Source organism: Vibrio sp. 99-8-1 (genome assembly GCF_013114595.1).
GTDB lineage: Bacteria > Pseudomonadota > Gammaproteobacteria > Enterobacterales > Vibrionaceae > Vibrio.
The window spans coordinates 33556-49888 of record NZ_VTXE01000018.1 but is presented as its reverse complement, the minus strand read 5'-3'; the positions used below and the strand labels follow the sequence as shown (position 1 = coordinate 49888).

18 protein-coding genes and 1 pseudogene are annotated in these 16333 nt (G+C 38.3%); 13 read left to right on the top strand and 6 right to left on the bottom strand.

The window, feature by feature from the left end:
- Positions 1-56: 56 nt before the first annotated feature.
- The gene (locus tag F0227_RS11865) at positions 57-299 is read right to left on the bottom strand and encodes a YdaS family helix-turn-helix protein (RefSeq protein ID WP_171753418.1); all 243 of its coding nucleotides are present in this window, start codon (positions 297-299) and stop codon (positions 57-59) included.
- Between the two features lie 141 nt (positions 300-440).
- Here F0227_RS11865 and F0227_RS11860 point away from each other — a divergent pair, with 141 nt between their 5' ends.
- The 7 genes from F0227_RS11860 (at position 441) to F0227_RS11830 (ending at position 5072) form a co-directional block, all read left to right on the top strand.
- Entirely contained in the window at positions 441-1151 is a 711-nt protein-coding gene (locus tag F0227_RS11860; RefSeq protein ID WP_171753417.1) for a S24 family peptidase, read from the top strand.
- A gap of 303 nt (positions 1152-1454) precedes the next feature.
- Positions 1455-1964, top strand: a complete 510-nt coding sequence (locus F0227_RS11855) for a hypothetical protein (protein WP_171753416.1) — start codon at positions 1455-1457, stop codon at positions 1962-1964.
- 94 nt (positions 1965-2058) lie between these two features.
- Positions 2059-2577, top strand: a complete 519-nt coding sequence (locus F0227_RS11850; protein WP_171753415.1) for a PadR family transcriptional regulator — start codon at positions 2059-2061, stop codon at positions 2575-2577.
- Positions 2574-3227: an AAA family ATPase gene (locus F0227_RS11845; protein ID WP_171753414.1), complete on the top strand. Its 654-nt coding sequence runs from the start codon at positions 2574-2576 to the stop codon at positions 3225-3227. The genes F0227_RS11850 and F0227_RS11845 overlap by 4 nt, the downstream gene beginning before the upstream one ends.
- Positions 3211-3468: a hypothetical protein gene (locus tag F0227_RS11840; RefSeq protein ID WP_171753413.1), complete on the top strand. Its 258-nt coding sequence runs from the start codon at positions 3211-3213 to the stop codon at positions 3466-3468. Before F0227_RS11845 ends, F0227_RS11840 begins: the two co-directional genes overlap by 17 nt.
- 238 nt (positions 3469-3706) lie before the next feature.
- Positions 3707-4711: a nucleoid-associated protein YejK gene (gene yejK / locus F0227_RS11835; protein ID WP_171753412.1), complete on the top strand. Its 1005-nt coding sequence runs from the start codon at positions 3707-3709 to the stop codon at positions 4709-4711.
- 70 nt (positions 4712-4781) lie between these two features.
- Positions 4782-5072, top strand: coding sequence for a hypothetical protein (locus tag F0227_RS11830; protein WP_171753411.1), 291 nt, complete (start codon positions 4782-4784; stop codon positions 5070-5072).
- A 103-nt stretch (positions 5073-5175) separates the two neighbouring features.
- Here F0227_RS11830 and F0227_RS11825 read toward each other — a convergent pair whose 3' ends face one another.
- Entirely contained in the window at positions 5176-5376 is a 201-nt protein-coding gene (locus tag F0227_RS11825; protein WP_253822084.1) for a hypothetical protein, read from the bottom strand.
- Between the two features lie 231 nt (positions 5377-5607).
- On the opposite strand from F0227_RS11825, the gene F0227_RS11820 reads away from it, so the two are divergent.
- Positions 5608-6660, top strand: a complete 1053-nt coding sequence (locus tag F0227_RS11820; protein WP_171753410.1) for a spermidine/putrescine ABC transporter substrate-binding protein — start codon at positions 5608-5610, stop codon at positions 6658-6660.
- Positions 6657-8243: pseudogene (locus F0227_RS11815) on the top strand (GGDEF domain-containing protein); the annotation flags it as partial. The gene F0227_RS11820 and the pseudogene F0227_RS11815, both read left to right, overlap by 4 nt.
- Positions 8244-8755: 512 nt before the next feature.
- Here the strand turns inward: F0227_RS11815 and F0227_RS11810 are convergent.
- From F0227_RS11810 to F0227_RS11800, 3 genes are all read right to left on the bottom strand, one after another.
- Positions 8756-9412, bottom strand: a complete 657-nt coding sequence (locus F0227_RS11810; RefSeq protein ID WP_171753409.1) for a hypothetical protein — start codon at positions 9410-9412, stop codon at positions 8756-8758.
- A gap of 541 nt (positions 9413-9953) precedes the next feature.
- Complete coding sequence (locus F0227_RS11805; protein WP_171753408.1) at positions 9954-10166, bottom strand: DUF3955 domain-containing protein; 213 nt, start codon at positions 10164-10166, stop codon at positions 9954-9956.
- Between the two features lie 309 nt (positions 10167-10475).
- Entirely contained in the window at positions 10476-10958 is a 483-nt protein-coding gene (locus F0227_RS11800) for a tetratricopeptide repeat protein (protein ID WP_171753407.1), read from the bottom strand.
- A 333-nt stretch (positions 10959-11291) separates the two neighbouring features.
- Here F0227_RS11800 and F0227_RS11795 point away from each other — a divergent pair, with 333 nt between their 5' ends.
- Positions 11292-11900: a hypothetical protein gene (locus F0227_RS11795; protein WP_171753406.1), complete on the top strand. Its 609-nt coding sequence runs from the start codon at positions 11292-11294 to the stop codon at positions 11898-11900.
- Positions 11901-12017: 117 nt separating this feature from the next.
- Positions 12018-12593, top strand: a complete 576-nt coding sequence (locus F0227_RS11790; RefSeq protein ID WP_171753405.1) for an outer membrane beta-barrel protein — start codon at positions 12018-12020, stop codon at positions 12591-12593.
- A gap of 129 nt (positions 12594-12722) precedes the next feature.
- Here the strand turns inward: F0227_RS11790 and F0227_RS22090 are convergent, their stop codons facing one another.
- Positions 12723-13910 carry a tyrosine-type recombinase/integrase gene (locus tag F0227_RS22090; RefSeq protein WP_171753404.1) on the bottom strand — a complete coding sequence of 396 codons (1188 nt, stop codon included), beginning with the start codon at positions 13908-13910 and terminating at the stop codon, positions 12723-12725.
- A gap of 459 nt (positions 13911-14369) precedes the next feature.
- On the opposite strand from F0227_RS22090, the gene F0227_RS11780 reads away from it, so the two are divergent.
- Positions 14370-15248, top strand: a complete 879-nt coding sequence (locus F0227_RS11780; protein ID WP_171753403.1) for a LysR family transcriptional regulator — start codon at positions 14370-14372, stop codon at positions 15246-15248.
- Positions 15249-15420: 172 nt separating this feature from the next.
- On the top strand, positions 15421-16314 hold the full coding sequence (locus F0227_RS11775; RefSeq protein ID WP_171753402.1) for a cation diffusion facilitator family transporter: 894 nt from the start codon (positions 15421-15423) through the stop codon (positions 16312-16314).
- The last annotated feature ends 19 nt before the right edge of the window (positions 16315-16333 follow it).

The following is a 16333-nucleotide window of genomic DNA, read 5'->3' as shown; positions in this document are numbered from 1 at the left end:
ACCTAGCAAATCAATTGCACTGCATAATCAGTACAGCTATCTTTTAAGTAACTGAATTAATTAATCGATGTTCGGCCCTTAAGTTCTGGCCAAATAATATGCCAGTCATCAGGCCGTAACTCCTCTCTTGTTACCGCCCCACATGAGTGGGTTTCTATTAGAGAGCAAACGATCGGATTAAGAAGCTGATTAATAGAAACAGCCTTTCTCAAGTAGTTAGTTGTTGTTCCGCATTTGTCACTAAATTCATGTTTTTCATCTGATGGTAGTGTTTTTAAGTAGTTTCTTAATGCAATCATAATCGTTACCTCTCATTTGATGTTACTTATTGGTAAGCATTAAATCAACCATTAACGTTCCCCTTAGAACATTTACCTATTGGTAATAAGTGGTAGAATTATCAAGTACATAAAAGATAAGCCGAATTAAAACAGGTAGTTATGGATAGATATGAAGTTCGTAGATTAAATCTAATTAAATTAAAAGATGAGTTATGTGGTGGGAAAATTGCGGAAGTAGCAAGAAGAATTGATCGCAGCCCATCGTATGTTTCACGAATGCTTATGTCTGCTGGTAATCCAGGGAAAAAACCTATTTCAGAGAAAATGGTAGAGCTTATTAATACAGGTTTTAGATTACCGCAAGGAGCATTTGATCATCCAGATTTTGATCCAAACAGTATCGCACCTCCACCTGAATTTGATTTTAGCAATGTATCTGAAGTACCTGAATCAATAGAAATCAAAAACAAGTACCCCGTAATCAGTGCCGTGACCGCAGGTACTTGGGCTGAAGCGGTGGAACCATACCAACGTCATGAAATTGATGAGTATTTACTTACAACAGAAAAAGCGAGTGATAATGCATTTTGGCTCAAAGTTGTAGGGGATTCTATGTCCACACTATCCGGAATCAGCTTTCCTGATGGGATGTACATCCTGATTGATCCAGAAGTTGAAGCAATCAATCAAAGCTATGTGGTCGCAAAGCTAAAAAGTGTGAATGAGGCAACATTCAAACAGCTCGTTATCGATGTTGGGCAAAAGTTTCTAAAACCTCTCAATCCAGATCCAATGTATAAACCAATCCCTATTAATGGCGATTGTAAAATAGTTGGCGTTGTTATCGATGCAAAGTGGAAGCTAAGGTAACTCCTCAAACACCAAACAAATCTACACCTCCCAAAACCGCTTATTCGAGCGGTTTTTTTGTACCCCAAAAACACGCGTTACCAAAAAGTAATTGACACGAAGCGTTACTAATAAGTAAGCTAATATGCATCGGGTAATACTTATCCGTTACCCAACGTTACTGAAAGGGCGAAGAAGCGCCCGGGCAGGTTAACCCAAAAATCGAATCGCCAAAGCTGGGCGATGACTGTTACGGACACGAACAGGAATACAGCTTTTATCAAAGCTTACTGATCCAGTGAGTTTTGATTACAAGGAACTGTTATGGACAAAATCTATGAACGCTCAACCGATAAGCTCTGCGCTTATGTTGCAAATAAACAGTTGAGGCTACCAGCCGAGTTTTACATAAACCTATTTAAACAATACCGCAGCATCGTTGTTGAGTCCTTTGAAGATGACTTTTCTACTGAGATGCAAAAGTACCAGGACGATACAACACTGCTCATGGAGCTATCCGAAACCAGAAAAGAAGCCCTCTCACTGGTTGATAGTCTGTTCTTCGAGAAGATTGGTATTGAGTTAAGCAGCGCCAGGTTCTCTAAATCTATCCAACGACCTTTTCGTACTGAAGGCATGGATGAATTACTGATATCCATGATTGTAGAAGCCAGAGATACACACCTTGAAACGTTGGATAGAGTACTCAAGCTTGGCGCGGTTTCCAAAATCACTGACCAACCTTTTACCAAGCAAGTGTTTAGCCGAGTTAAAAAGATTCTTTTAGCTACCGCTTCTCAAGCGCACTCTGAGTGTATTACCCCAATACGCTAATAGCGTAATACCTTACTCCGCTACCAACGTATTACTTTATTACGCTATTAGCCTAACACCCAATTACCTTATTAACCGAATAGAGAAATAACCTATGAACCTACCAACACTTATCCTTGCCGCTATTGAAGAGAACGACGGTCTAACTGGCTATGACATTACCAAAATGATAAAGGAAAAATGGCACTCGTTTTGGTCCGCTAGCCATCAGCAGGTATATCGAGATTTAAGCAAACTTGAGCAAATTGGTTTTGCTACCACTCAAATAGAGCCTCAATCAGGAAAGCCCGACCGCATTAAATATTCACTGACACCTGCAGGCAAAAAACACCTAGCAGAACTTCGGCATGAAGAACTGCAGTTGGAAGTGACTCGAGACAAATTAGCTGTTCTCCTGTTTGCCTCCAATAGCGATGAAGTCGCCTCAGACAAAATTCATGCTTTTCTAACACAATGTGAAGCAAAACAAGCGGCACTACTCGCGGAGTCAGTGGATTCAGGTGTCAGCAAAATTTACGGCCTGATTATCAAAAAGCAACTCTTCAAAGTGGAAGCCGATATTAACTGGGCAAAAGAAGCGCTCGATACTCTCAGTATTTCGGAGGCTTCATGATTATCCCCATAGGAACGGCTAAAGGTGGACCAGGTAAAAGTACCACCGCATTTAACCTAACCGTGGCGTTGATGCAAAAAGGTTATGACGTTGTACTGGTTGATGCTGATGACCTGCAGTCTGTCACCAAATGGAACTACCTAAGAGAGACTAAACCTGACATTCACTGTTATTCCCTAAGGGGAGACATTGGCCAAGGGCTTCGTAATCTAGACAGTAAATACCATTACGTGATTGTGGATCTTGAAGGCGGTATTACTCAGGAGCTGGTTTCCTCATTAGAGGTTGCCGACCTTGTTCTTTGCCCTATGGAACCAAGCCAGCTTGATGTAAATACCCTACCCGACTTTCTTAAGATTATCGAAAAAGCCAGATGGTCCAATAAACACCTTAAATCCCGTTTCTTCCTTAGCCGGTGCCAGCCACTTTGTAATATGGATGATGCCATTGGTACGGCAGAGACATTGAAGCATTTTGACGATGTAGATTTACTTGATACGCGTATTTACATCAACAAAGCATTCTCGGGCTCCGTTCCTCACGGCCTAAGTGTTCTGGAAATGGGCGATAAAGGTAAGAAAGCTCGAGACAACTTCTTAGAACTGTTTCATGAACTAAAAGAGGTGCTGGGATATGAAGATGCCGGTTAGCAAAGATGCTATTACCTCTCCCTCATTCACTAAGCCTAACAAGGCAAAAAAGAAAGGCCAAAGTGTCAGCCTACCAATCGAACAGATAGACACACTTAACCACTGGGTAGATGAGCTGACCTTTAGCCACCGTATTAAAGATGCTTCTGTTTCTGAAGTTGTTGAAATGGCTCTTGCTCAGTTTTTTAAGCAAAACAGCATTGATGATATGGCTAAGTTAGCAAAGAAAAAACGCCTATAAAGGCATACTCCAGATAGCAAAAGACCCTGCTCCGCTACCAACGTTCAGGGTCTTTGTTTCACAACCTACCAACATAAGGAATAGTTATGAACGACTTAACTATAGCGAGTTACGAGCTCTTGCGCAAATTTCTGAAAACTGTGCCGAAATCGCAGGTACATGACTACTGCAGAACATTTGGTTACCACAACACTTCTCCGGCTATTTGCCATCCTTAACCCAATACGGAAGCACAATTATGAGCCTAACCATTTCTCACATCGCCCTTCATCAGTTAGAGATGAATGACCAGGATGAATTAGTCGTCAATTACCGAGATAACCTACTCGATCTTAATGCTTCGGCCTACCAACTTGTTGCAGAACTACATCGAGTATATAACGCAAAGGCAGGTAAAGGATTCGGTAGCTTTCTAGAGCACAGCGAGTTTAGTACCTGGCTTGCCAAACAGAAAAGCAAAGATATCGAATACTACGAGTTTTCTAAACGTTCAGCAGAACGGCTGAAAAACGAATTAACGAAGTATCCATTCGCTGATACTGGCGTTTTTATATTTGCTCAGTACCAAAGCCTAGCTACTGATTACCTCTTTATTGCCATTCTTCCTTCCATAGAGAGCCTTAAAGTAGATAGCCACCTTGATGTAGGCGCAACAGATCACCTCAATGTCACCGGCATGACTGTTGCTGCTCGTATTGATCTCACAACAATGGAGTTCGACAAGGACAGCAATCGTTATGTCAGTTTCTTGAAAGGCCGTGTTGGTCGAAAAATTTCCGATTTCTTTTTGGATTTTTTGCAAGTCGATACTGGTTTTGATACTAAGCAACAAAACCAGGTACTGATGCAGGCAGTCGAAGATTTTTGTAGCGATGGCCAATTAGATAAGGAAGAAACCACCAGCTACAAAAAACAGGTCCATGATTATTGCAATGAACAGCTCAATTTAAACGAAGAAATTGTGGTTAAAGAGCTTTCATCGGAAGTCCCTTTAAGCGAAGACGGTACCAGTCTTTACAACTACACACAGGATAAAGGTTACGAGCTTGAAAAAAGCTTTCCAGCAGATCGCACAGCTATTAGAAAGCTGACTAAGTACGTAGGTGCAGGAGGAGGCTTTAACATCAGCTTTGATTCAACCCTGCTTGGGGAACGTGTTTTCTATGACCCCGAAACCGATACGCTTATCATAAAAGGCACACCGCCGAACCTTAAAGACCAGCTTATTCGAGTAAAGCAATAAGTTAATACTCTATTAGGCTATTACCTTAATACGCTATTACGGTAATAGCCTGTTATTTACAGGTGCCATCATGCAACATATAAACAGCTTTAACTACACTCCACCAGCATTCCTAGAGCCGAAAGAAGAGAAGGCTCAACCCACTAGTATTCTATATGACGCAGAAAAATATCCTGACTCCTCAAATAATCTCATGTGCCTACAAGAGGTAATGGATACGTTTGGAGTTAAGCGCGGTGCAATCATCAGTTGGCGTCATCATCGCAACTTTCCTAACCCTATATCCAGTAACCCACAGCGTTTTCTACGTGAAAGCATTAATGCCTGGCAGGTGCATGTGGGTGGGTTTAGTGTTGATTAACAGCTTTAAATTAAACACATAACGCTAAGAAAGTCCTCTTACTACAAGAATGCCAACTGTAGTAGTTTATAGAAAGCTGGTATCTGATACAACGCCGCTTATTTTAGGATAAAAGCGTGCTAGATTTTTCACCAACATGTAGAGCTAACATCCCATCTTCTTTAGCTTTTGAGGCGGCTGTTATCGTATGACCACCACCCGTAGGGTAGAACATATGGTTGAGAGCTCTAACCTGAGCAACCTCATTTAGAACTCCGATTATAGAATCTAAGTCCGTCCAAGTTGCGGTTTCTTTCTTTTCCATATGGCTCGAATTTAGTTTTTTTGAGCCAATATGAAAAGTTTAACTTGGCGACGTTATACATTTTCAACTATTTATCTAGGTAGAGGTTTTCATAAATCAATTATTTACCCTAAATTGAATATAAATCTCAGCACAATATCGAATAAGGAGGTAAAATCTAGTTTATAATTAATAAAAATAAAATTAACGTCATGGTTAAACTCCATCAAGTTCATTAATAATAGGTATATGATGCGTTTTTTAACTTGTTTTTCTTTAACTTGTTCCATTTTTTTCTCAACACAAAGTATTGCCGAATCGCTCAAAATTTTCATTTGGGAAGACTATATCTCGGATACTCTGATAGAGGAGTTTGAAGAACAGTATGGCCATACCGTTTCTCAGGTTTATTTTGAAAGTGAAAGGTTGCGTAATGTGGTGGTTTACTCTGGTAAAGCCTTAGCCTATGACCTATTTATTATTGATGGGTCATCGCTCGATGAACTGGGAAGTGAAGGTTTTTTAGGGGATTTGTCCAATACTTTAGATGATCGTAATTCAAGCTTCACTGATGTATCTCGCAGAGTATGTGAACCATATGGCATCCCGTATGTTAATGGTACCATGGGTGTCGCATTTCGCTCTTCAAAGGTCACTGAAGGCATAACCTCTTGGATGGACGTTTTCGACTACGCATTAGAACACCCTTTGACCGTTGTGATTCCTGATGATGATGTGGATACTGTTGCAATCGCATTATTGGCGTTAGGGTTTGATCCCATGACCGAAAATGAAGTTGAACTAGCACAAGCATACAAACTATTGATGAAGGTCCGAGAGCAGTTATTAGTAATAAGAACGGGTGTTAGTTATGCTAGAGATAAAAAATCAGGTTCTAAAATGGAAGTTGCTGTTATCTACTCAGGAGAAAAAGGACAAATAGCATCGTATACAGAACAAGATGATTGGATTTACACGATTCCTCAAGAAGGCACCTTGATGTGGCATGAATGCTTTAGTGTCAATAAAGAGAAGCCCATTGGCAAGGCGTCAATTGAGTTTCTTAACTTTATTAACACTCCTGAGAGATCGGCAACAAATGCTGAAGAGATGTGGTTCGCAAGCTCGAACAAACACGTATTGGATTTCGCAAGTGATGATTATCTACTAGATGATGAGTTGTTTCCAATGGGATTAGACAGTAATTTATCGTTTACCTATAAGAGATTGAGTAAAGAAGCTTTAGACTTGAGAAGCCGAATACTCACTGTTATTCATAACAAAAAAGAAAAGATAGAAAAATGAAACTGTCGTTAAAGATTAATTATATTCTGCTTCCTGTTATGATTGTGATCTTCTCCATCGCCGGAGTGTTTTCGTATTTCAGTCAAAAAATGCAACTGAACTTGTCGTTATCGGAAAAAATACAAAATGAACTTAGTTATATTTCTAATGACCTTAATGAAGCACTTAGAGAGTTAGATTCTGCTATCAGAATGAGTCTAGAAAGCTACCATATTCAAAAGCATATCATTGAAATAAATGATGACACATTTCAGTATTATATGAAGAAAGAATTAGAGAGGTATATTAATCAATTAAAACTTAATCACAGTACGATCGAGAGTTTTGCTCTGGTGGATATTAATGGCGAAGAGCTTATTTACTTTAACATGTCGGAGCCATTTACAAAATACGTTGCTGATATGGTTGTGACAGATCACCTTGCTGCGATTCAACAAGCATTAGATGTGAGAGGTGTGGCTCGCGTTAACTCCTCTACCTACAAATTAGACGATGGTGTTGAAGGCCTTGAATTTCTAGTCGTAAAGACATTTACATTTGAGCAGAGTTACACTGTTCCAACCTTTTCTCGTGGGCAGATACTATTAACTGCAGTGGTTCGCTCTAAACTTAAGCACTACGATAAATTTCAAAATTCGGTAAAAAGTAAGCTTGGTCCGGATGCTCAATTGATGCTTAGACCTAATGCAACTTCGCATTCGCTGTCGAACGAAGAACAATTAGAAAAAAATACTCTGCCAGACCATGAATTTGGTTTTCAATTGATGCATGACATATGGTTGATCAAGATTTGTTTCTTTGAAGAGTACCTTAATGAATTGTATAAACCCTTTCAGCTTATTTATATTATTATTGTTTTGTTAGTAACTTCGGTCACTTTCTTACTACTAAAGTGGCTTATAGTAAAACAGGTCATTAAGCCAGTAGAGAGGCTTACTGAGCAAGTAGAGTCCGTAAATTATGATGATTTAATCTACTTAGAACGTTTGAAGAGTAACGACGAAGTCTCCATCCTTAACAATAAATACATTGATTTGATCACTGAACTCGATGATCTGGCAAAAAGAGATTCTCTTACGGGCTTACCAAATAGGAAAAAATTCAACCTAGATATCACGCGCATCATGGATAACTGCACCCAAAAGGATAAAAAATGCGCCGTTATCTATTTTGATATCGATAACTTTAAACATGTGAATGACAATTATGGACATCATATTGGAGACCACTTACTCGAAGTATTTGCAAAACGCCTCGTCGAGAGTTTTGTAGATTATGAGTGGGAAACTCTAATTGTCTCTGAGTTTGAATTCTTCAGGTTATCTGGTGATGAATTTGCAATCATAGTGGGAGGGTTGGACGATTTAGATATACTTATCGAGTTTTCTCATCGAATTCTTTCTCTCTTCGAGGACGGTTTCGAAATGGATGATATTCAATTTGATATTGGAGTTAGCGTGGGTATTTCTGTTTACCCTGATGATGCTAAATCTGTTACCGAATTGGTCCACAACGCTGATTTAGCGATGTATGCCTGTAAAAATGTGGCGGGAAGAAATCATTATCAGTTCTATTCAAAGGAGACTTTGGGTGATGGTTTTGAATAAAGGTTTATTAGTAAGCAGTAATTGGCTATAGCTATAAATGGCTATCACTCTTGTCACATTTTCCTTAATTTCAATTCTGTAGCATCTGGTTTCTACATGAAATCGGGTACTCGCAATTACTCATTTCATTAAGCCTACCTGTGCAAGGGTAGGCTCTTCCTTTAAGCGATACTCTTGAATACGTAAGGAAAACGGAAATGGGGACTTCGATAGCGCTTCTTACTCGTTTGCATTCAGCAAAAACTGTTAACAACATAAATTGTATTAACTTAGATATTTTTTTCAATTTCTTCTCCTATAGTTTATTATTTAATTTAATAATACACTTCTAATGTGGAATAAAAGAGTAAGTAAAACTAGACTTATACTCTCTTTTTACATTTCATTTACCCATTAAAGACAGTTGAATTAACCTAATATCCCGAACTACAGCTACTTTTCAACATTCGCCTTCATATTCATCAGTTTCTAATCTGCTCTTTGGTTCTTTACTTACATTGAGTTCCATCTGGTAATTTTGTTTTGTATTTATATTCCGTTGGAATTTCGAAATCAGTACGTAAAATAGTTTCATCAATTAGAAATTTATATAGAAAATCAGTGTTACAACTCTTGTCAAAGGTTGACCCCATTGAGAATAAGACTTTCTTTCCAGAGGCAAGGTCATAATAATGTAAAGCAAAAGAGTGAAACACCGTAGTCCCAATTTTTTTAGATGTCCCCGTTACACCAAATGTTTGTTGCTGTGTACTACTACATGTAGCTGTCAATCCAAATCCAGTACAATTTGTCGTCGAATAACCGCTATCAACCATGCCATAATCAGCAGACTCATATGTGTATGTATCGTACTCTTTATCGAGTTTAATATATGCAGCTGCTATAGGCGTAATATCGCTATCCACCAGCTCACTACTCGAGTAAACATTTATAAAGCCACGTTCTTTTAAAGCATCAATGACTGGACGAATATAATACTTAGAAGAAAGGTCATTCTCATCAAACGTAGCGACTACAATTGGGGTGTTAACATAAAAGTTAGTCTCAGGATCTAGAACACTATATTGATTTGCTTCGATGGTAGTTTGACAGCCGGATAGCACTACAACTGCACCTAGTATGATTAAATTCTTGTTGTTCATCATTATTTTTAGCTAGTTTTCAAAAACAGTGAGTATCCCACGTACTCTACCAGATGAATATGACTTAAGTCGTATTTTCACTTAATGTAATTCGACGATTACTTAAGCAATAACTCTTCGGATATACAACGCAACATCTATTTTCACTGGTTAATCCTTTGATTATTTCGAATCTGTGGCCAGCTAAACTACGGTAGCTACTAGCTGGCATCCATTCTGATTTTAAGATTCTAAAAAAGTGTTCATCAGACCATTCTCTCAACAGACTCCTTTGCCTTGCGAGATAAGCTTTTCTTTATCTGATCATAGAAAAGAGTTTGACGATACTTTCGGCTTCTGTAACAGGAATTCTGACGCTGTGAAGCAACCCGCCTGTTGTCTGCCCTCATGCCTCATACGCCATTTGTAGCCGTCAATCGGCTCCTAAAATTATCATTAGGAACACATGACTCTGAATCCTTTTAGTTACTCCATAATGACAAATCTAACACTTAGTTTTACTAAAATTATTTTTATTCTATAAATAAGCTTTCAGTTACTTTTATTAACTTCTTATTTTTGTTCTTATCCACTTTATTATTAATAAAAGATAAAGAACTATTGCCAGTGCAAAGAAAATAAATGACAAAGGAAGGAACAAGCTTTCTTGGAGTACGCCATCAGGACCAATATCACCATAAAATTTAATCTCTAATACCCTAAACAGCGCAGATGAAACTAGCATGATTGTACTAGCAATAAATAATTTTACTTTCATATAAAACTCTTGATTTTTATTTTTCAATGATACAAATAGGATAGTCTCCTGGGTTCTTTCCACCACCTAAATCTAAGCATATATCATCATAATAAAACTCATTAGCTAGAACCCCCAACCAAAATGAAAAAACAGCAATAACGATAATAAGAATTATTGGCCTAATATTCATATAGAACCCCTTGAAAAACCATAAAAATACAGAACGTATTTTAATATAGAAAGTTACACAGTATGAAAAGATTAATATAGCACCTGTTGTTTCCTATATCGCAAAACTTGTTACCAAGTAGCTAAATACACTCCGTTTTACCAAGTTCTATCTAAATCTTGTGCGTATAATGAAATAGCCCGCTGATACTCTTTAATTGCATCACTGTTTGTTGTTGACACTATAAGATTAAGCAACAACGAAGTTGCTTCTTTGTGGCGGCCTAAGTTGTAGAGGCACATAGCATAAAAAGGCTGAACTTCGATAAAACTAGGATACTCATTTATAATGTGCTCAAAATAGTTTAATGCCTCGGAGTATTTCCCAATACTTCGATAAGTACTCGCCAAACCAAATAAAGCATCAAACCTCTCTATCGAAGAAAGCATGCCCGACAAAGATGATAGGTAGTGTTCAATAGCTTTTTGTTCCTTACCTTCATTGTCATATGACCACGCTATATGTAAATGAGCTATCGCTGCATAACTATTATCATCTAATAACGTTGTTAACAAAGCCCTAGACTCTTGGTACTTTTCCTCTTTCCTCAATACAATTGCTTGGTTGATAACAGTTTCCATTTTTCTTCTCCAAGTTTATAACAAAGATCATCTTGAGCCCGTAGACTCGTATTATACTTCTTCAACCACCGATCATACTTGATCCTATAACCAACATGCACCTAACATAACAGCTATCGTGCTAAAAGCTCAATAGAACGCATTAATGTTCATACACATCAAATATGTTAGACGCATTCATGAAATCAATATTGCCTATTGAAAAATACAAATAAATAAAGTAAATATATTAAGTAATACCTTTACTTTACGCATCAAAATGTAAAATACAGCCCCATTAAGTTACAAAAATGTAAAGACAAGTTACATTAAGTTATAATGAAGGAAATTATAATGAGAAAAACACTCCTTTTAGCCCTACTTTCTCTACCAGCTATTGCGGATAGTAATATTGCAGAAAATTACTCTCATCTCGGTTTTGGTTACACTAGCATTAAATATAGTTCTGGTGCATTAAAGCCTTACACGAATGACGAATATGATAATAAAGAAGATAAGACTCTAGGTGGTTTATATCTAGATTTAAGTGCGAACATTGTGGGCGATTTTTTTATTGAAGGTTACTCTGCCTTTAATACTCGATTTAGTACTAGTGTTGATAAGTGGGAGGCAGGCGTTGGTTATATTACTTTTAGAAACCCTATATTTTCAACACCTTTTTCTTGTGGTGTTGTTAATTTCAGAACAGAAAGTGATTATGCCGAAAATAATACTGAAGAAGGATTATATTGTAAAGGAGGCATAAAGAGTCAAATTGCTAATCACTGGATGGCCCATATCTCCTATCAGCGGGACTTTCTTGACACAGCTCGCGATGCTATCGAAGTAAAGAATGTATTTCAGTTTGGCTCCACATTTGGGCTAATTGCTGGTCTTGAGTTCGCAAAAAGAGAAGAAAGAGAAATTGGAATAAACCTAGGTATTCAATTTTCTTTTCACTAATTAATCTTCAAAAAAATAACTTTTTGATACCAATGAATTAGAACGATTATTTAACCTGCTCTCTCGTAAGCAGTCTTTTTTAACCACTACAAAATGTTAAATTTAGAGAAATATCATATGAATAAATTATTCACTATACTATCCATCGCAGTTTTCACTTCTGGTTCTGCCTTGGCGGCTAATGACCCGTCAAATTTTTATGTTGGACTCGATTATGTACATTCTAATTTTCCAGAAATCCCATCAGCCTCTAAGAAAGACGGTTCTGGGTATGCAATACAGCTTGGTTATCAACTTCCATCATCTAGTAGCTGGACCAATGCATTTGAATTTGAATACATAAATCTAGGAACTGCAAAATATAATTTTGATGACACAGCACTTGGTATCAAAGGTTCTGGAGAACTGGAATTAACAGCAATAAACCTAAGTTACAAACCGAGGTTCTACTTAGGCCGTTTTTTCATTGGAGGACAAGTGGGGTATGCCAATTTATCTGCTTCAGGTAAAGCAAGCTATACTGTTAACGGCAACACAACGAGTTCCGATCTCGCCGATGAAGTGGATTCAGGGTTCACCTTTGGTGGAGAGCTCGGCATGTTAATTACCGACCAGCTTTCGATAAAAGGAGGGTATAGAGTCATTGAATCTGACACAAGTACTTTGTTCGCAGGGCTTGCATTTAACTTCTAAAATACATATGCCGATACTAAAAGTACTTTATCTAAGTATCGGCGTATATGTTTATCTATGCCACTATAGAAATACTTATTAAAAATAAATTTCAAAGACACAGAAACCTTGTCACTTAAAAATATAAAACTAACTTAATAAATAACATCGCAATTGTGCAACATATTCTAAGATCTTATTTGCATACAAGTTATAAGCCACCAACTGTTCGTCCAACCAATCATGTTTGTTATAGATAGCCAGAACACCACCTAATTCATGTCCTAACATCTTTTCAACCACATGCGGCATGACACCAAGTTCAGAAGCTCCCGTTGATATTGAACGTCTAAAGTCATGAGTTCTCCAGGTTGGAATATCGATACCAGCTCTTAACCTACGAATGTATCGATTTGCAGAAGCAATAGACAGTGGAATATCTAATTTAGCACCAGGGAAAAGGACATCGTCATAAATTTGCATTTCTCTCTCTAAGATAGGCCTTACCTTATCCGGTATCGGACGTCGAATTGGTTTTTTAGTTTTGCTCAACTCTGCTGGTACCGTCCATATCCCCGCCTTCATATCAAAATGTTCTCGCCTTGCTAATCTAAGCTCTGATATCCGGTTTCCCCATAGCAATGTAATAAGATGAAGGTTCTTCGTTGGAGTGGCCGCTTGGCTTCGCTCTATCGCTATCCAGATTTTTGCCAATTCACTCCAAGTAAGTACTCTATCTCCAACATCTGAGGGGGCACCTATATCTTGCTGTCTAATCTTATCAAGATGAGTACCATCAATAAGAAACTTACTTTTACAAAAATTTAAACACGCTCTCATCCGAGCAAACGCTGAGTTTGCCACTTTGGGATTCTTCTCTGCGATTTTATCCAACCATACCACCCATTCTCGAGCGGTAATACTTGCTACATTTATTCCAGGGAACTCGCCATAGAAATGATTATCGGCAACCGATTTATATAGAACCTGAGTACCTTCTTTCAAAGTAGATACTTTATTTTCAAACCAATAATTCAGGCAGTCATCCAAAGTAATAAATTCGGTTTCACAAGTTAATGCTATTTCAGGACTTCGTCCCGCTTCTTTATGCTCTAGCATTCTTTTATGAATTTGCCTTGCCTCTTTAAGGCTAACTATCGGATATTTACCTATCTTAAATCGCTGATTCTTACCGTTGAACCGGCACCTATATTGAAATGTAATTCTTGCCTTAGGTGACACCCTGGCAATAAAACCTTCGCCGTCACTTAGTTCTGATGGCCCAGTATAGGTGTTATATCTAACAATTGCTTTTAGCTGTTTGTCGGTAATACTCACAATAAGATCTCTTATAATTGGACGCACCTACATTAAGATTTGGACGCATAATTGGACGCAAATTCAAATGTAAAAGTAAGAAAAAACATAAAACCCAAAGATAAGATACAATACGAAATCATATCAATCCATTGTTTTAATTGAGTTGAAATGAAGGTATGGGAACAAGAAAGGAAAATGATGATTAATAGAGAAAGGGTTATACTCAACTATCCCAGTTATGAGCCATTTGGCCTCCGTATACATCCTTTAGATCTGCTTACGTATGGTAAACAAATTACTTATTCGCTTCACGCCAAAATGTCGATCTTTTTTACTTTTTTTCAATAGAAGCAACATTGTTCACCTAATACGTGGGAAAAGTGAAGCAAATTAGTTACCCTTGACTCACTCAAAAGCTATCGAATGCACATTTACGCATTGTAAGTCATCCGTTTAGCTGGCAATCAAGGAGTAATGATGAATTTGTCACATATTGAAGCATTTTGCAAAGTCGCCGATCTAGGTTCTGTTTCTGAGGCGGCACGACAATTAAACTGCAATAGAACTAAGCTTAGTATGGCAATCAAAGCATTGGAAAAAGATCTCGATGTTTCATTATTTACTCGTAGCGGCAATCATGTAGAGTTATCAGAAGCTGGTAAAGCGATCTATAAAGATTGTGAAAATTTGCTTTTTACCTATGCCCGAATTAAACAAACTTGTAGCCATGCATCTGCCGAGTTTAGCGCAGAAGTGTGGATTGCTCGTGATGACGCATTACCAGATGACTTGTGGCAAGATCTCGCGCACCAACTCAACAACAACTTTCCCGCGACATCCTTCAATATTGTACTCGCATCCAGTGGTGACTTGGCAAATCTGGTTGAGACAAAGCAAGTGGACTTTGCATTTGGTGTGGATTATGAGCGAAATGATGACCCACGAGTCATTTACCAGCCATTGGGAAAGATCCGTATGATGTCGGTGTGTAAAAAAGAGCATCCCCTTAGTAAAATGCGCCGTGTTTCTGATGACGAGCTAAGAAAGCATATGCAAGCATCCATGGCCTATCTGAACGAGAAAGATAACCCAGAGTTACAGCCATTCTCTCTACGCTACATTGGTTTTTCCAGTTTTGATTATATGTTGAACACCATATTGTCTGAAGAGGCGTGGGGAGTACTTCCTGAACCTCTTATACGACACCATTTACGCCAAGAGCAGTTGGCCGTCATTAAACACACCTATGGGTTAACCCAAGAAGATTACTGCATGTTTACTGCCGCAGGTATGGGAGACGATCCTGGTATGCTTTGGTTAACCGACAAACTCAGCGACTTCTTATTCGATTTTTAACCGCACAGCAGTGAGCGTCAGTTTATTTGACAGGTAGATAGCCACTTATCTTACTGTTTTTATTCAAGTAATTATCACCCCTCTCATTATTCGATGTGGAAATTTTAATCACTCATTGTAACTTTCCGTTAGATTGTCAATATTAATGACAGGTTTTTAACCGAGAGTAGCAATGTCATTTTTATCAACCAATCAACAGAACAGAGTACTGATACTTTCCGCTCTATTTGCGTCGGCATTCGCTCTAGGGGGGCTGGTATTAGGGCTTATTGCAGACTCTTTAGTGATTCTTTTTGACGGTTTTTACTCGTTAGTCAGTCTACTTTTAACGCTCTTATCACTGGCGGTCGCCAGATATATCCAACAGCCTTCAAAATCCAGTTTTCCCTTTGGTAAAGCAATGTTAGAGCCGGCAGTCATTGCGATTAAAGGTATGGTAATACTCTCTGTAGTTGCCGTCTCACTTTATAATGCAACGATTGATCTATTTAATGGTGGTAGAGCAATAGAGTCCACCATTGCAGTACTTTTTGGCGTTATTAACGTTATCGGTTGTGGCTTTACTTGGTGGTATCTACAAAAGAAAAACCAACGTTTAGCCTGTGGGTTGATAGATGCTGAAGTAAAACAATGGAAAATGGATACCGTATTAAGTATCGCAGTCACATTAGGATTTATTGTTGCATGGATAATAAGCCACTCTTCTTCATCTCAGTACGCTGTCTACGCCGACCCTGTCATGATGTGCTTGATATCTGTTTACTTTATTAAAGTACCTCTGCTGATGTTAAAAGATGCGCTACGTGAACTGCTTATGATGAGGCCTAGCGAAGAGATCTGCACTAAGGTTGATGAAGGTATGCGTGCGGTATCTAGAGTCAGAGAGCACGATATTGAACTGATAGGTTTAACCAAAATTGGTAGAGAACTACGGGTAGATGTCACGATTAAAACCCGACCAAACACAGCGATTCTACCTAAAGAGATAGAACACACACGCTGCGCTTTGGCTGGTCATTTGGCAGATTTACCACTGGATCTTCGGTTAAACTTGAAACTAGCTTAGCCTCTCTCGGCTACGCTTG

Bases quoted from the DNA above. Each gene is read 5' to 3' on its own strand.
- F0227_RS11820 (WP_171753410.1), top strand. From the start codon at position 5,608: ATGCGTTTTTTAACTTGTTTTTCTTTAACTTGTTCCATTTTTTTCTCA.
- F0227_RS11805 (WP_171753408.1), bottom strand. From the start codon at position 10,166: ATGAAAGTAAAATTATTTATTGCTAGTACAATCATGCTAGTTTCATCT.
- F0227_RS11800 (WP_171753407.1), bottom strand. From the start codon at position 10,958: ATGGAAACTGTTATCAACCAAGCAATTGTATTGAGGAAAGAGGAAAAG.
- F0227_RS11795 (WP_171753406.1), top strand. From the start codon at position 11,292: ATGAGAAAAACACTCCTTTTAGCCCTACTTTCTCTACCAGCTATTGCG.
- F0227_RS11850 (WP_171753415.1), top strand. From the start codon at position 2,059: ATGAACCTACCAACACTTATCCTTGCCGCTATTGAAGAGAACGACGGT.
- F0227_RS11775 (WP_171753402.1), top strand. From the start codon at position 15,421: ATGTCATTTTTATCAACCAATCAACAGAACAGAGTACTGATACTTTCC.
- F0227_RS11845 (WP_171753414.1), top strand. From the start codon at position 2,574: ATGATTATCCCCATAGGAACGGCTAAAGGTGGACCAGGTAAAAGTACC.
- F0227_RS11790 (WP_171753405.1), top strand. From the start codon at position 12,018: ATGAATAAATTATTCACTATACTATCCATCGCAGTTTTCACTTCTGGT.
- F0227_RS11855 (WP_171753416.1), top strand. From the start codon at position 1,455: ATGGACAAAATCTATGAACGCTCAACCGATAAGCTCTGCGCTTATGTT.
- F0227_RS11865 (WP_171753418.1), bottom strand. From the start codon at position 299: ATGATTGCATTAAGAAACTACTTAAAAACACTACCATCAGATGAAAAA.
- F0227_RS11830 (WP_171753411.1), top strand. From the start codon at position 4,782: ATGCAACATATAAACAGCTTTAACTACACTCCACCAGCATTCCTAGAG.
- F0227_RS11780 (WP_171753403.1), top strand. From the start codon at position 14,370: ATGAATTTGTCACATATTGAAGCATTTTGCAAAGTCGCCGATCTAGGT.
- F0227_RS11860 (WP_171753417.1), top strand. From the start codon at position 441: ATGGATAGATATGAAGTTCGTAGATTAAATCTAATTAAATTAAAAGAT.
- F0227_RS11840 (WP_171753413.1), top strand. From the start codon at position 3,211: ATGAAGATGCCGGTTAGCAAAGATGCTATTACCTCTCCCTCATTCACT.
- F0227_RS11810 (WP_171753409.1), bottom strand. From the start codon at position 9,412: ATGATGAACAACAAGAATTTAATCATACTAGGTGCAGTTGTAGTGCTA.
- F0227_RS11825 (WP_253822084.1), bottom strand. From the start codon at position 5,376: ATGGAAAAGAAAGAAACCGCAACTTGGACGGACTTAGATTCTATAATC.
- yejK (WP_171753412.1), top strand. From the start codon at position 3,707: ATGAGCCTAACCATTTCTCACATCGCCCTTCATCAGTTAGAGATGAAT.